The organism is Streptomyces sp. NPDC048171 (genome assembly GCF_043202655.1).
GTDB lineage: Bacteria > Actinomycetota > Actinomycetes > Streptomycetales > Streptomycetaceae > Streptomyces.
In genome coordinates, this window is sequence record NZ_JBIDAU010000011.1 from 171,573 (window position 1) to 190,532 (window position 18,960).

Below are 18,960 nucleotides of genomic sequence, written 5' to 3' on the forward strand. Positions count from 1 at the left end.
CAGGCCTTTCACTGAGGGTTGTTCACAGGGCTGTTCGGGTGAGGGACACGGGTCTGCTCCCCGGCACGCGCCGGTTCGCCCTCGCAGGGCAGGTCCCAGTCGCGGGCCACGGCGTCGGTGTCGGCGCCGGGCAGCACGGGCCCGGTGCGGACGGCGGTGGGGGTCGCGGAGAAGCGGGGTGCGGGGGCCGGCTGGGTGAGGCCGTCGTGGTCGGTGAAGGTGGAGCGGGCGGCGAGGTGGGGGTGGTGCGGTGCCTCGCGCAGCGTGAGGACGGGGGCCACGCAGGCGTCGGAGCCGGCGAACACGGAGGTCCACTCGTCGCGGGTGCGGGAGGCGAACCGGTCGGTGACGGCCGCGCGCAGCTCGGGCCAGCGGGCCGGGTCGTCGCGGGCGGACGCCAGGCGGGGGATGCCGAGCAGCTCCATGAACTCGGTGTAGAAGCGCTGCTCCAGGGCGCCGACCGCCATGTACCGGCCGTCGGCGGTCTCGTAGGTGCCGTAGAAGGGGCAGCCGCCGTCGAGGAGGTTGGCGCCGCGCCGGTCCTGCCAGGCGCCGGCGGCGAGCATGCCGTGGATCATCGAGGAGAGGTGGGCGGTGCCGTCGACGATCGCGGCGTCCACGACCTGACCCGTGCCCGTCGCACGCGCGTGGTGCAGGGCGGCGAGGACTCCGACGACCAGGTAGAGGGAGCCGCCCGCGTAGTCGCCGAGGAGGTTGGCGGGGACGGCGGGCGGGCGGCCGGGGTCGCCGATCATGCCGAGGGTGCCGGTGAGCGCGATGTAACCGATGTCGTGACCGGCGCGTTCGGCGAGCGGGCCCTCCTGGCCCCAGCCGGTCATCCTGCCGTACACGAGGCGCGGGTTGCGGGCGTGGCAGGGCTCGGGGCCCACGCCGAGCCGTTCGGCGACGCCCGGGCGGTAGCCCTCGATCAGCACGTCGGCGCGTTCGGCGAGGGCGAGGACCCGCTCGGGGCCGTCCGGTGCCTTGAGGTCGACCAGCACGGAACGCTTGTTGCGGTTGGTGACGTCGTGCGCCGGGTCGACGCCGAGTCCCGGGCCGCCGGGACGGTCGACGCGTACGACGTCGGCGCCGAGGTCGGCGAGGATCATGGCCGCGAACGGTCCCGGCCCGATACCGGCCAGCTCGACCACGCGCACACCGGCGAGCGGGCCCTCGCCCGTGGTCCGGGCCGGTGTCCTGGCTTCCGACATCGCATCCCCGCTCTGTGACACAACCGATGTAACACCAGTGATGCTAAGAACGTGTTCCACTGGGCACAAGACCCGGACGAGCAAGCGCTTAGCCCATTATGCGCCGCGGGCGTCCAGCCGCGCCGCCAGCCGACGGGGAGCCACGGTGCGGTAGCTCTCCTCCACCCAGTCGCGGAGCAGCCCGGCGGCGGGGGCGCCCTGATCCTGCAACGGGATGCTCACCCAGCCCGACCTGCCCAGGCCGTACGCCGCGGGTTCGGCGCCGGGACAGGACAGGGCATGGGCGTGCGCCTCCTCGCCCGTGAGCTTGAGGGTGACGCCCAGGGGGTGGCTGCCGTCGGTCGTACCGAGGAAGACGAAGACCTTCTTGTTGACCTTCGCGACGGACTCGCCCCACGGGAACTCCTCCACGGCGTCCGGCATGCCGAGGGCGAACTCACGGACTTTCTCCCATTTTTTCAGGGCACTCCTGGGCACGGCCACGCGATGCCTCCGGGGTCGTCGACGGACTCCACCCTCCTCACGCTAGCCTCAGCCACCGGCAACGGCGCGTGCTGCGGACCCGGGCATTGCCGACGGGTGACGAAGGGATGTCATGAGCAGGCTGAAAATGGCCGACCGGCCGTACGACATCGTGCTCTTCGGAGCGACGGGGTTCGTCGGAGAACTCACCGCGCGGTATCTCGCCGCGCACGCCCCCGAGGGGCTGCGCTGGGCGATCGCCGGCCGCGACGAGGAGAAACTGCGCCGGCTGCGCGACCGGCTGCCGGGCGCGGCGGACGCCGGCGTGCTGCGGGCGGACGTGTCCGATCCTGACTCGCTGCGCGAACTCGCCGGACAGGCGCGCGTGGTGGCCACGACGGTCGGCCCCTACGTCCAGTACGGCGACGCGCTGGCCAGCGCCTGCGCGGACAGCGGCACGGACTACCTCGACCTCACCGGCGAGCCGGAGTTCGTGGACCTGACCTACGTGCGCCACGACGCCCGCGCGCGGGAGACCGGCGCCCGCCTGGTGCACGCCTGCGGTTTCGACTCGATCCCGCACGACCTGGGCGTGTACTTCACCGTGCGGCAGCTGCCGGAGGGTGTGCCGCTCACCGTGGACGGCTTCGTGAGCGTCGACGCGACCTTCTCCGGCGGCACCTTCGCCTCCGCGCTCGGCCAGTTCGCGCGCGGGCGGCAGCTGCGGGCCGCGGCCGTGGAACGCCGGCGGCACGAACCGCGCCTGGTGGGCCGACGCGCCGTCACACCGGCGGGCGCGCCGCGCTTCGCCGGTGAGGTGGGGGCCTGGGCGCTGCCGCTGCCGACCATCGACGCGCAGGTCGTACGGCGCTCCGCGAAGGCCCTGGACCGCTACGGCCCCGACTTCCGCTACCGCCACTACGCGGCCGTCCGGCGTCTTCCGGTGGCGGTGGGCGGAGTGGCGGCCGTGGGCGCGCTGCTGGCGGCGGCTCAGGTCCCGCCCGCGCGGCGCTGGCTGTCCGGACGGCTCAGGCCCGGTGAGGGTCCGAGCGCCGAGAAGCGCGCCAGGAGCTGGTTCTCGGTCCGCTTCGTCGGCGAGGGGGGCGGGCGCAAGGTGTTCACGGAGGTCGCGGGCGGCGACCCCGGTTACGACGAGACGGCGAAGATGTTCGCCGAAGCGGCGCTCTGCCTCGCCCTCGACGAACTGCCGCCGACGTCCGGCCAGGTCACCACGGCCGTCGCGATGGGCGATGCGCTGACCGAGCGGCTGGTGGCGGCGGGCATCCGGTTCCGGGTGGCCGCGACCCACTGAGGAACCCCTCGTCCGGCGCGGGCGGGGATCATCCCGTCCAGCCGGCGAGCGTGTAGATCATTCCGCCGACCCAGGCCAGCCCCGCCACCACCGCCAGCGCCAGCCCCGCGCGGGCGGTCCGGCCGACGGGGCGGGCGGGGTACTCGGGTGTCCGGCGTGTCGTCATGCCGTCCAGCCTGCCGCGGCGGCGGGTGACGGCACATCCGTACGGGTACTCAGGCGACCTGGGTGATCCCGCGCAGCCGCCCTGCCCGCGCTTTGAGACTTCCTCGTCCGCCTCGACCGAAACGACCGGTGTATTGCGGCCGAAGTCTCCATGGGAAGTTCAATGAAACCCTTGAGGGTATGAAGTTCCTTCTCGAAGTCACCATGGACGAGGGCGCGGTCGCCGAGGACCCCGCCGGCGAGCTGCAGCGCATCCTGCGCTACTGGGGCGGCAACCTGCACCACTACGCGCTGCGGCCCGGCGACGGATCGGCGGTCTACGACTCGGCGTACCAGGAGGTGGGCCGCTGGAGCGTGGAGGGCCGGGCCGGCTAGACGGCGGCGGCCCGCAGCGCCGCACGGCACAGGGCGTCGGCCCTGCGGGTGGTCTCCGGCAGACGGAAGGCGGTTGCCAGGGCCAGCGTGTGCGCGCAGGCGTTGGCGAGGCCCACCCGGTGACCGACGGAGACGAAGACCGGCTTCACGCCGTCACGCGTGCGCACCGCGCGCCCGACCTCCTCGGCACCGGCGAGCAGCGGGGACGTGCTGCCGCGCGGGGCGGCCGGCTCGTCGTACCTGAAGGTGAAGGGGTTCTTGGCCACGCCGATGGTGGGCAGGCCGGTGAGCACGCCCAGGTGGCTGGCGAGGCCGAAGCGGCGCGGGTGGGCCAGGCCGTAGCCGTCGCAGACGACCAGGCCGGGCGGGCACGGCAGGGCGTCCAGCGCGGCGCGGACGGTCGGGATCTCCCGGAAGGCGAGCAGGCCCGGCACGTAGGGGAAGGAGATCCGCCCGACAGCGGTGGCCTCGGCGACGACGGCGAGGGTCGCGGCGTCCAGCACGACGGCCGCCGCCGCGACCACGTCCCGTTCGTCGTCGTAGGCCACGTCGACGCCGGTCACCGTGCCCGTACCGGGCGGCGGGCCGGTCTCGTCGAGGACGACCCGCGCGCGAAGCCCGTCCTGGACGGCGCGCGCCCGCTCCTCGGTCGCGGGCCAGTCGGCGGGGATCTGCACGGTCACGGGCGTCATGGTGGGGCAAGCCTAGGGGAGCCCGCAGTAGGCTCGCGATCATGTTCGTACTGGAGCTGTCCTACACCGCCCCGCTCGAGGCCGTCGACGCCGTCCTGCCGGACCACGTGGCGTGGCTGGACGAGCTGTACGGGCAGGGTGTGTTCCTGGCGTCCGGGCGCAAGGAGCCCCGCGACGGCGGGGTGATCCGCGCCGTCGCGGAGGACCGTGCGCGGATCGAGGAGATCACCACGGGCGACCCGTTCGTCCGGGCCGGTGTGTGCGCGTACCGCGTCACGGAGTTCGTCGCCACGAAGACGTCCCCGGCGCTGGAGCCGTACCGGGAGACGCTCGCCTAGAGGACGGCGACGGTACGCCTCACTTGCCGAGGGCGCGTCGCAGATCGCTCTTGTTCATGTGCGAACGGCCGTGCACGTTGCGGCGCTTGGCCTCCTCGTAGAGCTGGTCGTACGTGGGCCCCTGCGGCCCCTCGCCCCGGCCCGACCGCCGGCCGCCCCGCTCGCCCGGCGACATGTCACGGGTGGACGTGCGGCTCGCGGTCCTCGACTCGCCCGACCGGGCGCGCTCCTTGTTGACCGTCCGGGCCGCGATCTCCTTGGCGCGGCCGGTGCTCTCGCCGCGGTCCTCGGCGCTGTCCTTGATGTGCTCGTACTGACGTTCCCGTTTGGGGCCGGCACCTCGCGGCATGTCCGCTCACTCCCTCTCACGTTCCGGCGAGCGGGTACCCGCATGGCGGGACCCATCACTCCGTCCCGCACGGCGTCACCACTCCAGGCGGGCGGCCCTGCCCTGCTCACCCGCGGCCCAGCAGCCCAGGTCGGGCGTGCAGTCCACGGTGTCGTAGGAGCCGGTGTCGACGGTGCCCCAGGTGCGGCCGCCGTCCGTGGTGAGGTCGGTGCCGGTGGGGCCGACCGCGAGGGCGGCGGTGCGGCTGTGCGGGAGCCAGGCGACACCGGACCGGTAGGCCGGCGGCGGCCGGTCGGCGGGCCGCCAGGTGCGGCCGGCGTCCGCGGTCCGTGCCGCCGCCCGCGGCGAACTCTGGTCGGGGCGGTAGTCGCCGCCGACCGCGAGGCCGTGGGCCCGGTCGCGGAAGGCGAGGGCGAAGACGCCCCGTGCCGGGTCGCCCGCCGGGATCGGCGCGTCGGTTGCCGTCCAGGTAAGCCCCCGGTCGGCGGAGTGCAGCACGCGCGCGCGTGCGGCACCGCCGGTGGCCAGCCACACGTCCCTCGGGCCGGCGGAGACCAGGCACTGGCCACTGGCCGCGAACCCGGCCTCGCCGCCCTGCGCGGCGGGCATGCCCCGGTCCGGCAGCACCTTCCAGGAGCGGCCGCCGTCGCGGGTGGACAGGATGCGGAACTTCCCGTCCACCGGGTCGCTCATGGCGAGTCCGTGCCGGGAGTCGAAGAAGGTGAGGCAGTCGTAGAAGGCCCTGGCGTCGGTGTTGCGGAAGGACTCCGTCCAGGTGGCTCCGCCGTCGGCGGTCCGGTAGACCCGGGACGCCTCGCCCTCGCCGATGGCCAGGACCACGGCCCGGCGGGCGTCGAAGGCCTCGACGTCCCGGAACTCCAGGTCGCCGGCGCCCGGCGGGGAGACGTCGCGCCAGGTGTCACCGCCGTCGGTGGTGCGCAGGACCGTGCCCCCGGAACCGGCCAGCCACGCGGTGTGCCGGCTGACGGCGGCGAGCCCCCGGAACCGGGCGTCGGGCGCCCCGGTGTCCTTGAGCTGCCAGTGCGGCCGGGTCCGCTCCTCGTGCGACGCCTGACCGGCCTGCGCCGGTACGGTCGTCAGCGCGGCCAGCGCCGCCGCGCAGACCGCCCCCGTGAGCGCCCTGCGCCCCGTGCGCCCGCGAGCGGTTCGAATCGGCCGTACCGTGCGTCGCGTGCTTCCCAAGCGCCTCATGGCGGGCGAAGCTAGCCCACCGGGGGTGAGCCGTCCAGAGGACCTGCCCGGCACGCGCGTGGCGCAAGTGCCGTACGGGGCGGGCGAGGAGAGCCGTGTCACGCCGGTGCATGAACGCGGTGACAGAGGTCACTCGATGCTCGTGTGCACGGATCGGCTGTTTCCAACGTCTCTTCAAGTGCCCGGCCCGCACCACCCCGAGAGCCCGTCCAGCCGTCACGAGGGAGCAAGGCGTTGTCCACCGTCATCGAGCAGCCGGTCGAGGCGCGTCTCGTCGCCGCCGCACCGCGCATGCCGAGCATTCCCGCCACCCTGCACTACGACCGCGGCGACCCCTTCGCCGTCCGCATGACCTTCCCGGCCCCGGCCACCCTGGAGGGCGTGGAGGTCTGCTGGACCTTCTCCCGCGAGCTGCTCATCGCGGGGATGCGGGAACCGGACGGCCACGGCGACGTGCGGGTGCGCCCCTACGGGTACGACCGCACCGTCCTGGAGTTCCACGCGCCCGAGGGCACCGCCGTGATCCACGTGCGCTCCGGCGAGCTGCGCCGGTTCCTGGCGGCCACGGGCGAGCTGGTGCCCGTCGGCATGGAGCACCTCCACCTGGACCTGGAGCACGACCTGGCGGAGCTGATGCGCGGCAGCTGCTGACCGGCCGTCGCCCCGGCCCGCCTCCGCGCCGCGACCTCAGCGCCCCGACGACGCCACGGCCCGGGCGCTCTCCGCGCTCACCGCGCCCCAGACCTCTCCCACGATCTTCCGCAGCCCGGGTGCCGCCGCCCCGCCCCGCTCGGTCAGCTCGGCGATGTGCTCCTCGCCGCGCCCACCGTCGGCCGCGCGGTGTCCGGCGCCGGCCGGGAGGCCGGGTGCCGCGGCGGCGACGAGCACGGCCGCGGCCGCGTCGCGCTCGGACACCTCCCCGGCCGGGATCCGGCCCTCCAGCACCTCCCGCGTCTCCTCACGGAGCGCCTTCACCACGGCCGGGCGCGCCAGGACGTACTCCACGGACGGGAACACCCCGAGCACCCGCTTCTTCTCGGCCCGCAGGTAGCCCTCGGCCACCAGTTGCTCCCGGACGGCGTCGAAGGTGACCCGCGCGTGCAGCGCGACCCACGTCCGCCACCGGTGCGGCAGCGACTCGCGGACCAGCTCGAGCAGCCCGTCGAGGACCGCGTCGCCGGTGCGGGAGTCCAGGTCGGCGGGGGTGGCGATGCCGTCGTCGTCGGTGAGCAGGCCGCGCCGGGCCAGTTCGGTGAGCGCGCCGGCGCGCACCAGGTGGTGGACCCGGGCGAGGTCCGCGGCCCCGGACCTCGCGGGGTCCCAGGCCAGCAGGCAGAGCCGGGCGGGCAGTGAGAGCGGGCCGTTGGGCACGGGGCCTCCTCGGGGCCGTGGGACCGGGTGCGCGGAATCACGTTGACAGCGCATCCGGCCCCTCGTACGGTGTATATCGCTTCTGTTGCCGCCGATTGGAGAAGGACGTTGCTCGTCTGAGGTCCTGAGACACCGCGACACACCTCACGTGTGTGTACGCAGCGTGCGACCTCGGCGTTCGAGCCGTCCCTTCGCGGAGCAGGGCATTTTTCATGCCCGGCACTCCCCCGGGGCTCCTCCTTCTCTCGTCCGACGACGGTCGCCGCCCTCCCGGTGTCTCGATACGCGTTTGCCCCTGACGGCTTCAAGCAACCGCGGAGACCCGTATGTCCACATCCATCACTTGTACGTCCCTGTCCTTCGCCTGGCCCGACGGCACGCCCGTCTTCGAGGGACTCGACACCGCGTTCGGCCCCGGCAGGACCGGGCTCGTCGGCGTCAACGGGGCGGGCAAGTCAACCCTGTTGAAGCTGATCGCCGGGCAGCTCACGCCCGCCGACGGCCTCGTCCGCGTCAGCGGCGAGGTCGGCCACCTGCCGCAGAACGTCACCCTCGACACCGCGCTGCGGGTCGACGAGGCGCTCGGCATCGCCGCGCGCCGGGCCGCGCTGCACGCCATCGAGTCGGGTGACGTGGCCGAGGAGCACTTCGAGACGGTCGGCGACGACTGGGACGTCGAGGAACGCGCCCTCGCCACTCTCGGCGAACTGGGGCTCGGCCACGTGGGGCTCGACCGCACCGTCGGCGAGGTCTCGGGCGGCGAGTCGGTGCTGCTGCGGCTGGCCGCGCTGCTGCTGCGCCGGCCCGACGTCCTGCTCCTGGACGAGCCCACCAACAACCTCGACCTGTACGCCCGCAGGCGCCTGTACGCGGCCGTGACCTCCTGGCCGGGCGTGCTGGTCGTGGTCAGTCACGACCGGGAACTGCTGGAACTGGTCGACCAGATCGCCGACCTGCGCTCCGGCGGCATCACCTGGTACGGCGGGAACCTCTCGGCGTACGAGGAGGCGTTGGCCGTGGAGCAGGACGCGGCCGAGCGCATGGTGCGGGTCGCCGAGTCCGATCTGCGCAAGCAGAAGCGGGAACTGGCCGACGCCCAGGTCAAACTGGCCCGCCGCAAGCGGTACGGCCAGAAGATGTGGGACCAGAAGCGCGAACCGAAGATCGTCATGGGGGCGCGCAAGCGCGCGGCGCAGGAGTCCGCGGGCAAGCACCGCATCATGCACGAGGAGAAGCTCGCCGAGGCCAGGGAACGCCTCGACGACGCGGTGGAGGCCGTGCGGGACGACGACGAGATCCGCGTCGACCTGCCCTACACGGCCGTACCGCCGGGCCGGTCCGTGCTCACCCTGCGCGACCTGGAACTCCGGTACGGCGCACGGGTGGAGGGCGGCTTCGATCTGCACGGTCCCGAGCGGATCGCGCTGATCGGGCGCAACGGCGCGGGCAAGACCACGCTGCTGCGCACGGTCGCCGGGGAGCTGGCGCCGGTGGCGGGCGAGGCGACGGCGCACGTGCCGCTGCGGTTCCTGCCCCAGCGCCTCGACGTGCTCGACGGGGAGCTGACCGTCGCCGAGAACGTGGCCCGGTTCGCGCCGGGCGCCACCAACAACCGGATCCGGGCGCGGCTGGCCCGCTTCCTGTTCCGGGGCGCCCGCGCCGACCAGAAGGCGGCCACGCTCTCCGGCGGTGAACGGTTCCGGGCGGCGCTGGCCGCGCTGATGCTGGCCGAGCCCGCGCCGCAGCTGCTGATGCTGGACGAGCCGACGAACAACCTGGACATGGCGAGCGTGCGGCAGCTCACCACCGCCCTGGAGTCCTACGAGGGGGCGCTGATCGTGGCCAGCCACGACATGCCGTTCCTGGAGTCGCTGGGCATCACCCGCTGGCTGCTGTTCGAGGAGGGAGAACTGCGGGAAATCCAGCCAGAAGCTGTCGGGTATCCCGCCTAGCGTCCCTCGCATGAGCGAGTTCATCAGCATCACCGGAGCCAGGGAGAACAACCTCCAGGACGTCACCCTCCGCATCCCGAAGGGCCGGCTGACCGTGTTCACCGGCGTTTCGGGGTCGGGGAAGTCGTCGGTCGTCTTCGACACCATCGCGGTCGAGTCGCGGCGCCAGCTGAACGAGACGTTCACCTGGTTCGTGCGCAACCGGCTGCCCAAGTACGAGCGGCCGCACGCGGACGCCCTGGAGGACCTCTCCCCCGCGATCGTCGTCGACCAGCGGCCGGTGGGCGGCCACTCGCGGTCCACGGTCGGCACGATGACCGACATCCACTCGGTGCTGCGGGTGCTGTTCTCCCGGCACGGCACCCCCAGCGCCGGCGGGGCGACGGCGTACTCGTTCAACGACCCGTCGGGCATGTGCCCCGGCTGCGACGGGCTGGGCCGCACGGTGCGGCCCGACTGGGACCGGATCCTCGACCCCGCCAGGTCGCTGGCCGACGGCGCGGTCCGCTTCCCGCCGTTCGCGGCCGGCACCTGGCAGGGGCAGGCGTACACCAACTCCGACGAGCTGGACCCGGACCGCCCGGTCGGCGACTTCACGGACGCCGAGCGGGCCTTCCTGATGCGCGGGCGGCCCGGCAGCAAGGTCACCGTCAACGGCTCGGGCGGCACCTGGACCACCGAGTACGAGGGCCTCGCCGACCGCTTCGAGCGGCTCTACCTCAAGCGGGACCTGTCGGGCATGAGCGAGAAGACCAGGGACCTCGTACGGGGGTTCCTGGTGGAGGGCGCCTGCCCGAGTGCGGCGGGGCCCGGCTGAACGCGGCGGCGCTGGCGGCCCGGATCGACGGGCACTCCATCGCCGACTGCTCCGCGATGCAGGTCACCGACCTGATCGCCGTACTGAAGCGGATCGACGACCCCGTGGCACTGCCGGTCGCCGGTGCCGCCGTCGCGGCGCTGGAGCGGGTCGAGGCGATCGGCCTCGGCTATCTCAGCCTCGGCCGGGAGACCTCCACGCTGTCCGGCGGCGAGGGGCAGCGGCTGAAGACCGTGCGGCACCTCGGCTCCAGCCTGACCGGGATGACGTACATCTTCGACGAGCCCAGCGTCGGACTGCACCCGCGCGACGTCGGGCGGCTGGGCGACCTGCTGCTGCGGCTGCGCGACAAGGGCAACACCGTGCTGGTCGTCGAGCACGACCCGGACGTCATCGCGCTGGCGGACCACGTGGTCGACATGGGGCCGGGCGCCGGTGCCGACGGCGGCCGGGTGGTGTTCGAGGGCACGCCGGACGGGCTGGCCGCGTCGGACACGCTCACCGGGCGGTGCCTGGGCAGGCGTGCGGCGGTGAAGGCGGACCCGCGGGCGGCGGACGGGCGGCTGTGGGTGAAGGGCGCCGGCCGGCACAACCTGCGGGACGTGACGGTGGCCTTCCCGACCGGGGTGCTCACCGCGGTCACCGGGGTGGCCGGGTCGGGCAAGAGCACGCTGGTCGCGGAGCTGACCGACGCCCACCCGGACGCCGTGGCCGTCGACCAGTCGGCCATCGGCGTCTCCGCGCGGTCCACCCCGGCGACCTACCTCGGGATCATGGACACGGTGCGGAAGCTCTTCGCGCGGGAGACGGGCACCGAGCCGGGCTTCTTCAGCTTCAACTCGGCGGGCGCGTGCGGCACCTGCGAGGGGCGCGGAGTCATCCACACCGACCTCGCCTTCATGGACCCGGTGACGACCACCTGCCACGACTGCGAGGGGCGGCGGTTCCGGGAGGAGGTGCTGCGGCTGACGGTGGACGGCAGGTCGGTCGCCGACGTGCTGGCGATGACCGCGGGCCAGGCGCTGGACTTCTTCGCCGATCCGGGCCTGCGACGGCGGCTGCGCGCCCTGCACGACGTCGGTCTCACCTACCTCACCCTCGGACAGCCGCTGTCCACGCTCTCCGGCGGCGAGCGGCAGCGCATCAAACTCGCCACCCGCCTGCACCGCACCGGCGCGGTCTACGTCCTGGACGAACCGACCACCGGACTGCACATGTCGGACGTCCGGGGGCTGCTCGCGCTGTTGGACCGGCTGGTCGACACCGGCAACACGGTGGTGGTCGTGGAGCACAACCTGGACGTGGTCGCGCACGCCGACTGGGTCGTGGACCTCGGCCCCGACGGCGGCCGGGACGGTGGCCGGGTGATCTTCGAGGGCACCCCGCGGGACCTGCTCGCCGCCCGCGGCTCCAGCACGGCGGAGCATCTCAGGAGGGCCACGAGCGGCTGACGGGGGTTACGAAGGCACGCGTCCCCGCTGCATGATGGCGAACCGGCGCCGGACCACGGGCGCCGGACCCGACAGCGCCGATACGGAAGGCCCCGCGTGCCCAGCAAGAAGGCCCTCGTCCGCCGCCCCAGCCCCAGGCTCGCCGAAGGCCTGGTGACCCACGTCGAGCGGGAGCCGGTCGACCACGCCCTGGCGGTCGAGCAGTGGGACGCCTACGTCGAGGCCCTGGCGGCGAACGGCTGGGAGACGCTGGAGGTGGACCCCGCCGACGACTGCCCCGACTCGGTGTTCGTCGAGGACACGGTCGTCATGTACCGCAACGTCGCCCTGATCACGCGGCCCGGCGCGGAGTCCCGGCGGGCCGAGACGGCCGGCGTCGAGGAGGCCGTGGCCCGGCTCGGCTGCTCGGTCAACTGGGTCTGGGAGCCCGGCACCCTGGACGGCGGCGACGTCCTGAAGGTCGGCGACACGATCTACGTCGGGCGCGGCGGGCGCACCAACGCGGCCGGGGTGCAGCAGGTGCGGGCCGCGTTCGAGCCGCTGGGCGCCCGGGTCGTCGCCGTGCCGGTGAGCAAGGTGCTGCACCTGAAGTCGGCGGTGACCGCGCTGCCGGACGGCACGGTGATCGGACACATCCCGCAGACCGACGTGCCCTCGCTCTACCCGCGCTTCCTGCCGGTGCCGGAGGAGTCCGGGGCGCACGTGGTGCTGCTCGGCGGGGACAGGCTGCTGATGGCGGCGAGCGCGCCGAAGACGGCGGAGCTGCTGGCCGACCTCGGCCACGAACCCGTACTCGTCGACATCGGCGAGTTCGAGAAGCTCGAAGGCTGTGTGACATGCCTCTCGGTCCGGCTGCGGGAGCTGTACGCCTGAACTCGCCGGTACGTCACCCGTCCGGCCCCGGGACCTGCGTGTCTCGGCGCCTTTCCGGGCCCCGCGGGACCGTGGCTGATCAGCGCCCTTTACAGTGCGTTTAACCTACGCCCTCGTAACCTACGGTTTCGTAGCCTACGATCCCGTAGGTTCCCGGCACCGCTCGCCGGCCGCTCCGCACTGTCGCACGTCCCCTGGAGTTCTCCGTGACGATCGTCTCCCCGCACCTCGGCTCCTCCGCCGACTGGACCGACGCCCGGCTGCTGTACGCGCTGGAAGAAGTGGTCGAGACCGAACTCAACCGGCATCTGAAGGTCGCCAAGGACTGGATGCCGCACGAGTACGTGCCGTGGACCGACGGACGGAACTTCCCGGGGATCTTCGAGGACGGCGAGGCCTGGGAGAAGGAGCAGTCGAAGGTCACCGAGATCGGCCGGATCGCGCTCGTGGTGAACCTGCTGACGGAGGACAACCTCCCCAGCTACCACCACGAGATCGCCAGCCTCTTCGGCCGTGACGGCGCCTGGGGCACCTGGGTGCACCGCTGGACCGCCGAGGAGGGGCGGCACGGCATCGTCATGCGCGACTACCTGCTCACCTCCCGCGCGGTCGACCCGGACAAGCTGGAGCAGTTCCGGATGGCCCACATGAGCGAGGGCTTCGAGTCGGACAACCGGCACTCGATGCTGCACTCGGTGGCCTACGTCGCCTTCCAGGAGCTGGCCACCCGCATCTCGCACCGCAACACCGGCCACCAGTCCGGCGACCCGGTCTGCGACCGCATGCTGGCCCGCATCGCGACCGACGAGAACCTGCACATGGTCTTCTACCGGAACCTGCTCAAGGCGGCCTTCGAGATCGCGCCCGACCTCACCATGCAGGCCGTGCGGGACGTGGTCGTCAACTTCCGGATGCCCGGACACGGCATGCCCGGCTTCGAGCGCGCCGCCGCGCAGATGGCGATCGGCGAGGTCTACAACCTGCGCATCCACCACGACGACGTGATCCAGCCCGTGCTGCGCTTCCTGAAGGTCCTGGAGATCGACGGGCTCGGTCCGGAGGGTGTGCGGGCCCAGGAGGAACTGGGTCTCTACATGGGCGGGCTGGACGCCGAGGCGTCCAAGTTCGACGAGAAGCTGGCGGCACGCAAGGCCCGGATGGCGGCCCGCGCCGCGGGCTGACCGCGGGGGCACCGGCGGCGCCGGCCGCGGCCGGGTCCGTCACTCGTAGGCCGTCGTCTCCTCCAGCGCGGCGTCGCGTACGTCGGGGACGGGGTGGCGGCGCAGGGCGCGCAGCGTGGCGCGCCAGGGGGCGGGCCAGTCCTCGCGGTTGCCGAGGGCGCCGGTGACGGCCACGGCCATCAGCCCGCGGGCATGGCCGCCGTGCTCGGCCAGCGTCCGGGCCTCGGCGAGCAGTACCGCACCGTCGCCGGGCTGTTCCCGGGTCTCCAGGCGTTCACGCAGGGCGCCCGCGACCCGCGCCGCGAGCGCCGGGCGGTCGGGTCCGGCCAGGTCGGCCACCCGGTCCAGGCGCGGCGGTACGGCGCTCAGGTCCACGTGGTGCGCCGCGAGCACGGCGGCCCGGGCCACGTGGGCGTCGTACGCGGACAGCAGCCCGGCGGCGGCCAGTGCGGCCGGGCGGACGGCCTCGGGGCGCCGGCATCCCGTTCCGAGCCCGTCGACGAGGGCCTCGATCCGGCGGCGGGACGGCCGGTCCCGGGTCTCCCCCGCGTCACTGCCGTCGCCGTCCTCCGTCCCGGCCAGCGTGGTCAGGGCGGCCAGCAGTCCGGTCAGGCCGTGCGGGGCGCTCGATGCCGCGCCGATCAGGCCGTTGGCCGCAATGGCCCAGGTTCCGCGGTTGGCGAGGTCCGTGACGGCCCCGGCGAGCACGCCGGGCGCCTCGGCCGACCAGGGGGCCCAGCGGGCCAGCGCCTGGAAGGCGAGGATCGCGGTGGCCGAGTCACCGGCGGAATCCGCGGCGGAGTCGGCCGCCACGTCGCGCACCAGGGCCGCGTAGCGGGCGCGGTGGGCCTCGGGCAGGTTCAGCGGGAGGGCCCGCAGCAGTGCGGCCCGCAGGACCGGCGCACCGCCCGCCGCGTCGTGCAGAACTTCCCAGACCCGTTCGTGCCCCAGCAGCCCGCCGGCGAAGGCGACGCAGGCGGCGCGGACGTCCCGGTGGGTGCCCGGGCGGGCGTACACCTCGGCGACGAGGGCGGCGGCGTCCGGCACGGGGAGCCGGACCGCGGCGAGGCGGACGGCCTCCTTGCGGGCGGTCACCTTGGCGTCCGGCGCCCCCAGCACGTCCCGCAGGTGGCCGGCGAGGACCGACGGCCGCGCCTGCCGGGACGCCCGGGTGACCGCGTACACGGCGACGCGGGCCCGGTCGCCGCCCGCGTGGGCCAGCAGCTCGGGCAGTGACTCTGCGGCCCGGTCGGTGCCGGCCAGGGCGGCGAGGGCGGCCTCCGCGAGGACGACCTCCGCCGATCCGGTCCAGCGGCGCAGGAGGTCGGCGCCCCAGTCGGGCACCGCGGCGGCCCGGGTCAGGGCCGCCGCCCGCGCGTGCAGCGGCAGTCCGGCGTCGGCCGCCCGCGCGGCGCACCGGCGCAGCAGGGCGTGCTGCTGGCGCGGCACCCACCGGCTCACCTCGTGCGCGCCCACCGGGAGCGACCAGCGGGTGCCCTGGGTCAGGAACCGGCCGTACGGCGGTGTCTCGGCGAGCAGCGGGTCGAGCAGGTCGGTGCGGCGCCGCACGAGCACGTCGCGCACCGGCGCGAGCACGGCCGCCGACGGTTCGTGGGCGAGGACGCGGGCCGCGCGTTCGTCGCGGGTGGCGGGTGGTTCGAGCCACAGGCCGACCGCGGTGCGCACGGTCGTGTCGTTGCCGTACCGGACGGCCTGCCAGAGCAGGTCCTGGAGTTCAGGCATCCCGGCGGCACGGGGGCCCACCGCGCGGGCGAGCGCGAAGACGAGGCCGTAGTCGGACTTCTCGGCCCCGGCCTCGATCCACGGGCGCAGCGCCTCGTACACCTGGTGTTCCTGGCCGCGCCGCAGGGTGCGGTCGAGGCGGCCGAGGTCGGCGCCGCCGGTGGTGCCGGATATCCGGACGAGGGTGCGCAGCGCCCAGTTCACCAGCGCGCGCGTGCCGCCGGCCGCGTGCTCGCGCAGGATGGCGAGGGCGAGGGTGCTGAGCAGGCGGCGGGTCTCGGGCGAGGAGTCGCGGGCCCCGACGGCGTCGGTGGCGACGCGGTCCAGGAGCTCGGCGGCCTCCTCGGTGAACAGGGCGGCCGGGACGGTGACCGCCGCCCGCAGCGCGGTGGACCGCACCGGGTCCTGTTCGTTGGCCAGCCGGGCCATGTCCCGGAGCACGGCGGTGACGGCGGCCGGGTCGCCGGAGCGGGCGGCGTTGCGGACCAGCAGGCGCCAGGCGCGGGCGCGGTCGTCTGCCTCGGGGTGCCCGGTGGCCGCCAGCAGCCGGTCGTGCACCTCGGTCACCGGGAGGAAGGACTCGGCGACCAGGACCGTGTACGCGCCGGCTCCGTCGGCACGCGCGCGTGCGGCGGCCTCCCGGGCCTCCCGGGCGGCGTGCGGACGCGGCAGCACCTCCAGGAGCTGTTCGTCGACCCGGGCGGCGCCGCCGGCTCCCCGCCCCTCGCGGACGGCCTCGCACAGGGCGGGGCGCCGGGCGGGCGGGAGTGCCTTGAGCAGCCGCGGCAGGTCGCCGTAGGGCAGCAGGATCCGGGCGTAGGCAACGAGTTCGGGCGAGTCGTGCCGGGTCAGCCGGTACAGGACCGTGCGTCCCAGCCGGTGCACGCCGGTGACGGCGGTCCAGGCGGGCGTGGGGAGCAGGCGCAGCGTCCGCCTGGGGTCCGCCGCGGCGAACGCGGGGAGTGCGCCGAGCAGTTCGTGCGGCAGCCGGCTCGGACCGTACTCCTCGAGCAGTCGCAGCACGCGCGCGGGTTCGGTGGGCGCGAGGAGAGCCGTCGGGTGCGCGTACCGGCGCCACCAGGTGTCGCGCAGGGCCTCGGGCAGCGCGGTCAGCTCCCGCTCCAGGGCCTCGAAGAGGGCCGTGCGGTGCCGCTTGGCCAGCGGCGACCAGGCCCGCACCGCGTAGAGCAGTGCGGGCAGCAGCCGGGCGACCGTCGGCGCGGTGCAGCCCGGCAGCAGGCGGGTGGCCTCGGTGTCGCCCCGGTCGCGGCGCAGCCCGTCGACCAGCCGGTCGGCGAGGGTGGTGCGCCCGCCGGCCACGACGGCGCGCAGCAGGGCGCGGCGGGCCGCCTCGGGGGCGTCGGCGAGGGCCGTCTCGAACGCGGCGTCCGGTACGCCCAGGCTGTCGGCGACGCGCAGGGCGTGACCGCGCACGTAGGGGTCGGGGTCGGCGATCCGGTCCGCGATCCACCCGGTGTCGCCCGCGGCGGAGGCGGCGACGACGGCGAGCCGACGGCCGTGGGCGCCGCGTGTCTCCAGCTCGGCGAGCAGGGACCGCGGATCGTGCGACTCGCCCGCGCGTACGACGAGTTCGCGCATGCGGGCCGGGTGGGCGAGCGGGTCGAGGGCGTGCAGCAGACTGTCGGCCTCGTGCTGGACCGCGGTTCGTGCCATGCCGGGATTCTGCCTGCCGGGCGGGCGCGGCACAGCGAATTACCGGTGCGGGCGGCCGGACCGGGGGCCGCGCTCAGTGGGTGGCGCGGCGCAGTTCCAGGCGTTCCTTCTCCGACAGTCCGCCCCAGACGCCGAAGCGCTCGTCATTGCTCAGCGCGAAGTCCAGGCAGGCCGAGCGGATCGGGCAGAGGGCGCAGATCCGCTTCGCGTCCCGTACGGAACTGCCGGGCTCGGGGAAGAAGAACTCGGCTCCGGTCTGTGCGCACAACGCCTCCTCCTGCCAGTCGAGGTCCGGCGTGGCGATCGTCTCGATGTGCATGGACAGGAGCGTGCCGGGAGGCGAAAAACATTTCATCAACGCCGGATCAACGCCGTCGGCGGGACCGCGCCCTCTCCGATGGTCCTCCGCCGGGTGCGGCGGCGCACGGCGGCGCGCGGAAGCGGGGGCCGGTGGTCGGTGGAAGACTCGGCAGTGCAGGCAACGGGACCCTTCCGAGGAGGGCGATCATGCTCACCACCCGTTTCGTCACCGGCGCCCCGAACTGGGTCGACGTCGGCACGACCGACTTCGACGCCTCCGCCGCCTTCTACGGCGGCCTGTTCGGCTGGCGGTTCCGGTCGGCGGGCCCGGAGGCCGGCGGTTACGGATTCTTCGAACTGGACGGCCGGATCGCGGCCGGCGGCATGGAGACCTCGTCCGAGCAGGGCCCGCCGTCCTGGACGGTGTACTTCCAGATCCCGGACGCCCGGGCCACCGCCAAGGCCTCCGAGCAGGCCCGCGGGGGTGTCCTGGCGCAGCCGATGGAGGTGAAGGACAAGGGCACCATGGCGATCCTCGCCGACCGGGCCGGGCTGCCGTTCGGCGTCTGGCAGCCGGCCCGGCTCCCGGGTCTGGGCGTGGCCGGCGAGAGCGGCGCGCTGTGCTGGGTCGAGCTGCACACGGCGGACGTCGCGGCCGCCGCCGCGTACTACCGGAGCGTCCTGGGCCTGGAGACCTCGGCGGTGTCCTTCCCGGGTGGCTCGTACACCTCGGTCAACCCGGGCGGGGAGGGCGAGGACGCCATGTTCGGCGGTGTCGTCCCGCTCGCCGACGACCCGGAGCCGACGGAGACCGGCTGGCTGCCGTACTTCGCGGTGGACGACGCGGACGCCGCGGTCGCGCGGGCCCGGGAGCTGGGCGGCACGGTGCCGATGGCCGCGACGGACATCGAGGGCGTCGGCCGCGTCGCCCGGATCGCCGACCCGTCCGGCGCCCGCTTCGCGATCCTCAGGCCGCTGCCGCGGCGGACGTAGGGACGCTGCGGTCCCGTGCGGACGGGGGCGCCGGAGGCAAGGTGGGCGCCGGTTCCGCGTGCTGAGGCCCGCGAGCGCCCGCGCCACATGGAACAACATCGCCGACGCGGTGAACCGGCGCGGTCGGCAGGACGACGCCGGACGTGCCGGGCTCCGGGTCGGCGGCATCCCGGCGCTAGGAGGCCGTGCCGCGCAGGGGGAGACGGGCCGTCAGGCGTGGGCGACGCCGCGTCCCCGCTGCCGAATCGGGCGGCGGAGGCAGCGCGGGCGCCGGGGACGCGTGCTCACGCGCTGGCGCGGTGGACCAGCGTGGTGGGCAGGACGACGCCGGACATGCCGGGCTCCGGGTCGGCGGCATCCCGGCGCCAGGCGGCCGTGCCGCGCAGGGGGAGGCGGGCCGTCAGGCGTGGGCGACGCCGCGTCCCCGCTGCCGAATCGGGCGGCGGAGGCAGCGCGGGCGCCGGGGACGCGTGCTCACGCGCTGGCGCG

General features: G+C 74.4%; 17 protein-coding genes and 2 pseudogenes. 9 read left to right on the plus strand and 10 right to left on the minus strand.

The genetic code is table 11. From position 1 onward, the window contains the following. Positions 1–8 precede the first annotated feature (8 nt). Positions 9–1,211: a CaiB/BaiF CoA transferase family protein gene (locus ACGF3J_RS29735; protein ID WP_393855147.1), complete on the minus strand. Its 1,203-nt coding sequence runs from the start codon at positions 1,209–1,211 to the stop codon at positions 9–11. Positions 1,212–1,307: 96 nt separating this feature from the next. Continuing rightward, positions 1,308–1,694, minus strand: a complete 387-nt coding sequence (locus ACGF3J_RS29740) for an MmcQ/YjbR family DNA-binding protein (protein ID WP_386930823.1) — start codon at positions 1,692–1,694, stop codon at positions 1,308–1,310. Positions 1,695–1,806: 112 nt separating this feature from the next. Between ACGF3J_RS29740 and ACGF3J_RS29745 the strand changes: the two genes are divergently transcribed. Then, positions 1,807–2,985, plus strand: a complete 1,179-nt coding sequence (locus ACGF3J_RS29745; protein ID WP_393855148.1) for a saccharopine dehydrogenase family protein — start codon at positions 1,807–1,809, stop codon at positions 2,983–2,985. A 28-nt stretch (positions 2,986–3,013) separates the two neighbouring features. Here ACGF3J_RS29745 and mmpA read toward each other — a convergent pair whose 3' ends face one another. Further along, positions 3,014–3,151: a morphogenic membrane protein MmpA gene (gene mmpA / locus ACGF3J_RS29750; RefSeq protein ID WP_202557980.1), complete on the minus strand. Its 138-nt coding sequence runs from the start codon at positions 3,149–3,151 to the stop codon at positions 3,014–3,016. 179 nt (positions 3,152–3,330) lie between these two features. Between mmpA and ACGF3J_RS29755 the strand changes: the two genes are divergently transcribed. Then, positions 3,331–3,525, plus strand: coding sequence for a hypothetical protein (locus ACGF3J_RS29755; RefSeq protein WP_161328357.1), 195 nt, complete (start codon positions 3,331–3,333; stop codon positions 3,523–3,525). Here ACGF3J_RS29755 and ACGF3J_RS29760 read toward each other — a convergent pair. Beyond that, positions 3,522–4,217, minus strand: coding sequence for an endonuclease V (locus ACGF3J_RS29760; protein WP_161328358.1), 696 nt, complete (start codon positions 4,215–4,217; stop codon positions 3,522–3,524). The two genes, ACGF3J_RS29755 and ACGF3J_RS29760, sit on opposite strands and share 4 nt — an antisense overlap. A 41-nt stretch (positions 4,218–4,258) precedes the next feature. Here ACGF3J_RS29760 and ACGF3J_RS29765 point away from each other — a divergent pair, with 41 nt between their 5' ends. Then, a complete protein-coding gene (locus ACGF3J_RS29765; protein ID WP_393855149.1) occupies positions 4,259–4,555 on the plus strand; it encodes a YciI family protein in 297 nt (98 codons plus the stop codon). Between the two features lie 19 nt (positions 4,556–4,574). Here the strand turns inward: ACGF3J_RS29765 and ACGF3J_RS29770 are convergent, their stop codons facing one another. Then, positions 4,575–4,904 (minus strand): plasmid stabilization protein, encoded by a 330-nt coding sequence (locus ACGF3J_RS29770; protein ID WP_161328360.1) that lies wholly within the window; start codon positions 4,902–4,904, stop codon positions 4,575–4,577. Between the two features lie 75 nt (positions 4,905–4,979). Next, a complete protein-coding gene (locus tag ACGF3J_RS29775; RefSeq protein WP_393855150.1) occupies positions 4,980–6,116 on the minus strand; it encodes a WD40/YVTN/BNR-like repeat-containing protein in 1,137 nt (378 codons plus the stop codon). Between the two features lie 234 nt (positions 6,117–6,350). Here ACGF3J_RS29775 and ACGF3J_RS29780 point away from each other — a divergent pair, with 234 nt between their 5' ends. Then, positions 6,351–6,767: an SsgA family sporulation/cell division regulator gene (locus tag ACGF3J_RS29780; RefSeq protein WP_161327022.1), complete on the plus strand. Its 417-nt coding sequence runs from the start codon at positions 6,351–6,353 to the stop codon at positions 6,765–6,767. Between the two features lie 36 nt (positions 6,768–6,803). On the opposite strand, the gene ACGF3J_RS29785 is transcribed toward ACGF3J_RS29780, so the two are convergent. Continuing rightward, a complete protein-coding gene (locus tag ACGF3J_RS29785) occupies positions 6,804–7,487 on the minus strand; it encodes a GPP34 family phosphoprotein (protein WP_393855151.1) in 684 nt (227 codons plus the stop codon). A gap of 326 nt (positions 7,488–7,813) precedes the next feature. Between ACGF3J_RS29785 and ACGF3J_RS29790 the strand changes: the two genes are divergently transcribed. The 4 genes and pseudogenes from ACGF3J_RS29790 to ACGF3J_RS29805 all read left to right on the plus strand — a co-directional run bounded on the left by ACGF3J_RS29790 (position 7,814) and on the right by ACGF3J_RS29805 (position 13,761). Further along, positions 7,814–9,439, plus strand: coding sequence for an ABC-F family ATP-binding cassette domain-containing protein (locus tag ACGF3J_RS29790; protein ID WP_393855152.1), 1,626 nt, complete (start codon positions 7,814–7,816; stop codon positions 9,437–9,439). A 10-nt stretch (positions 9,440–9,449) separates the two neighbouring features. Further along, positions 9,450–11,707, plus strand: a pseudogene (locus ACGF3J_RS29795) (ATP-binding cassette domain-containing protein). A gap of 96 nt (positions 11,708–11,803) precedes the next feature. Then, entirely contained in the window at positions 11,804–12,580 is a 777-nt protein-coding gene (ddaH, locus tag ACGF3J_RS29800) for a dimethylargininase (protein ID WP_386930811.1), read from the plus strand. Between the two features lie 206 nt (positions 12,581–12,786). Then, complete coding sequence (locus tag ACGF3J_RS29805) at positions 12,787–13,761, plus strand: acyl-ACP desaturase (protein ID WP_161327013.1); 975 nt, start codon at positions 12,787–12,789, stop codon at positions 13,759–13,761. A gap of 39 nt (positions 13,762–13,800) precedes the next feature. Here ACGF3J_RS29805 and ACGF3J_RS29810 read toward each other — a convergent pair whose 3' ends face one another. Continuing rightward, positions 13,801–17,178, minus strand: a complete 3,378-nt coding sequence (locus ACGF3J_RS29810; protein ID WP_393855153.1) for a hypothetical protein — start codon at positions 17,176–17,178, stop codon at positions 13,801–13,803. A 73-nt stretch (positions 17,179–17,251) separates the two neighbouring features. Further along, positions 17,252–17,497: a WhiB family transcriptional regulator gene (locus ACGF3J_RS29815; protein ID WP_122620628.1), complete on the minus strand. Its 246-nt coding sequence runs from the start codon at positions 17,495–17,497 to the stop codon at positions 17,252–17,254. A gap of 188 nt (positions 17,498–17,685) precedes the next feature. On the opposite strand from ACGF3J_RS29815, the gene ACGF3J_RS29820 reads away from it, so the two are divergent. Next, positions 17,686–18,471: a VOC family protein gene (locus tag ACGF3J_RS29820; RefSeq protein ID WP_393855154.1), complete on the plus strand. Its 786-nt coding sequence runs from the start codon at positions 17,686–17,688 to the stop codon at positions 18,469–18,471. A 284-nt stretch (positions 18,472–18,755) separates the two neighbouring features. Here ACGF3J_RS29820 and ACGF3J_RS29825 read toward each other — a convergent pair. Next, positions 18,756–18,960: pseudogene (locus ACGF3J_RS29825) on the minus strand (hypothetical protein); the annotation flags it as partial.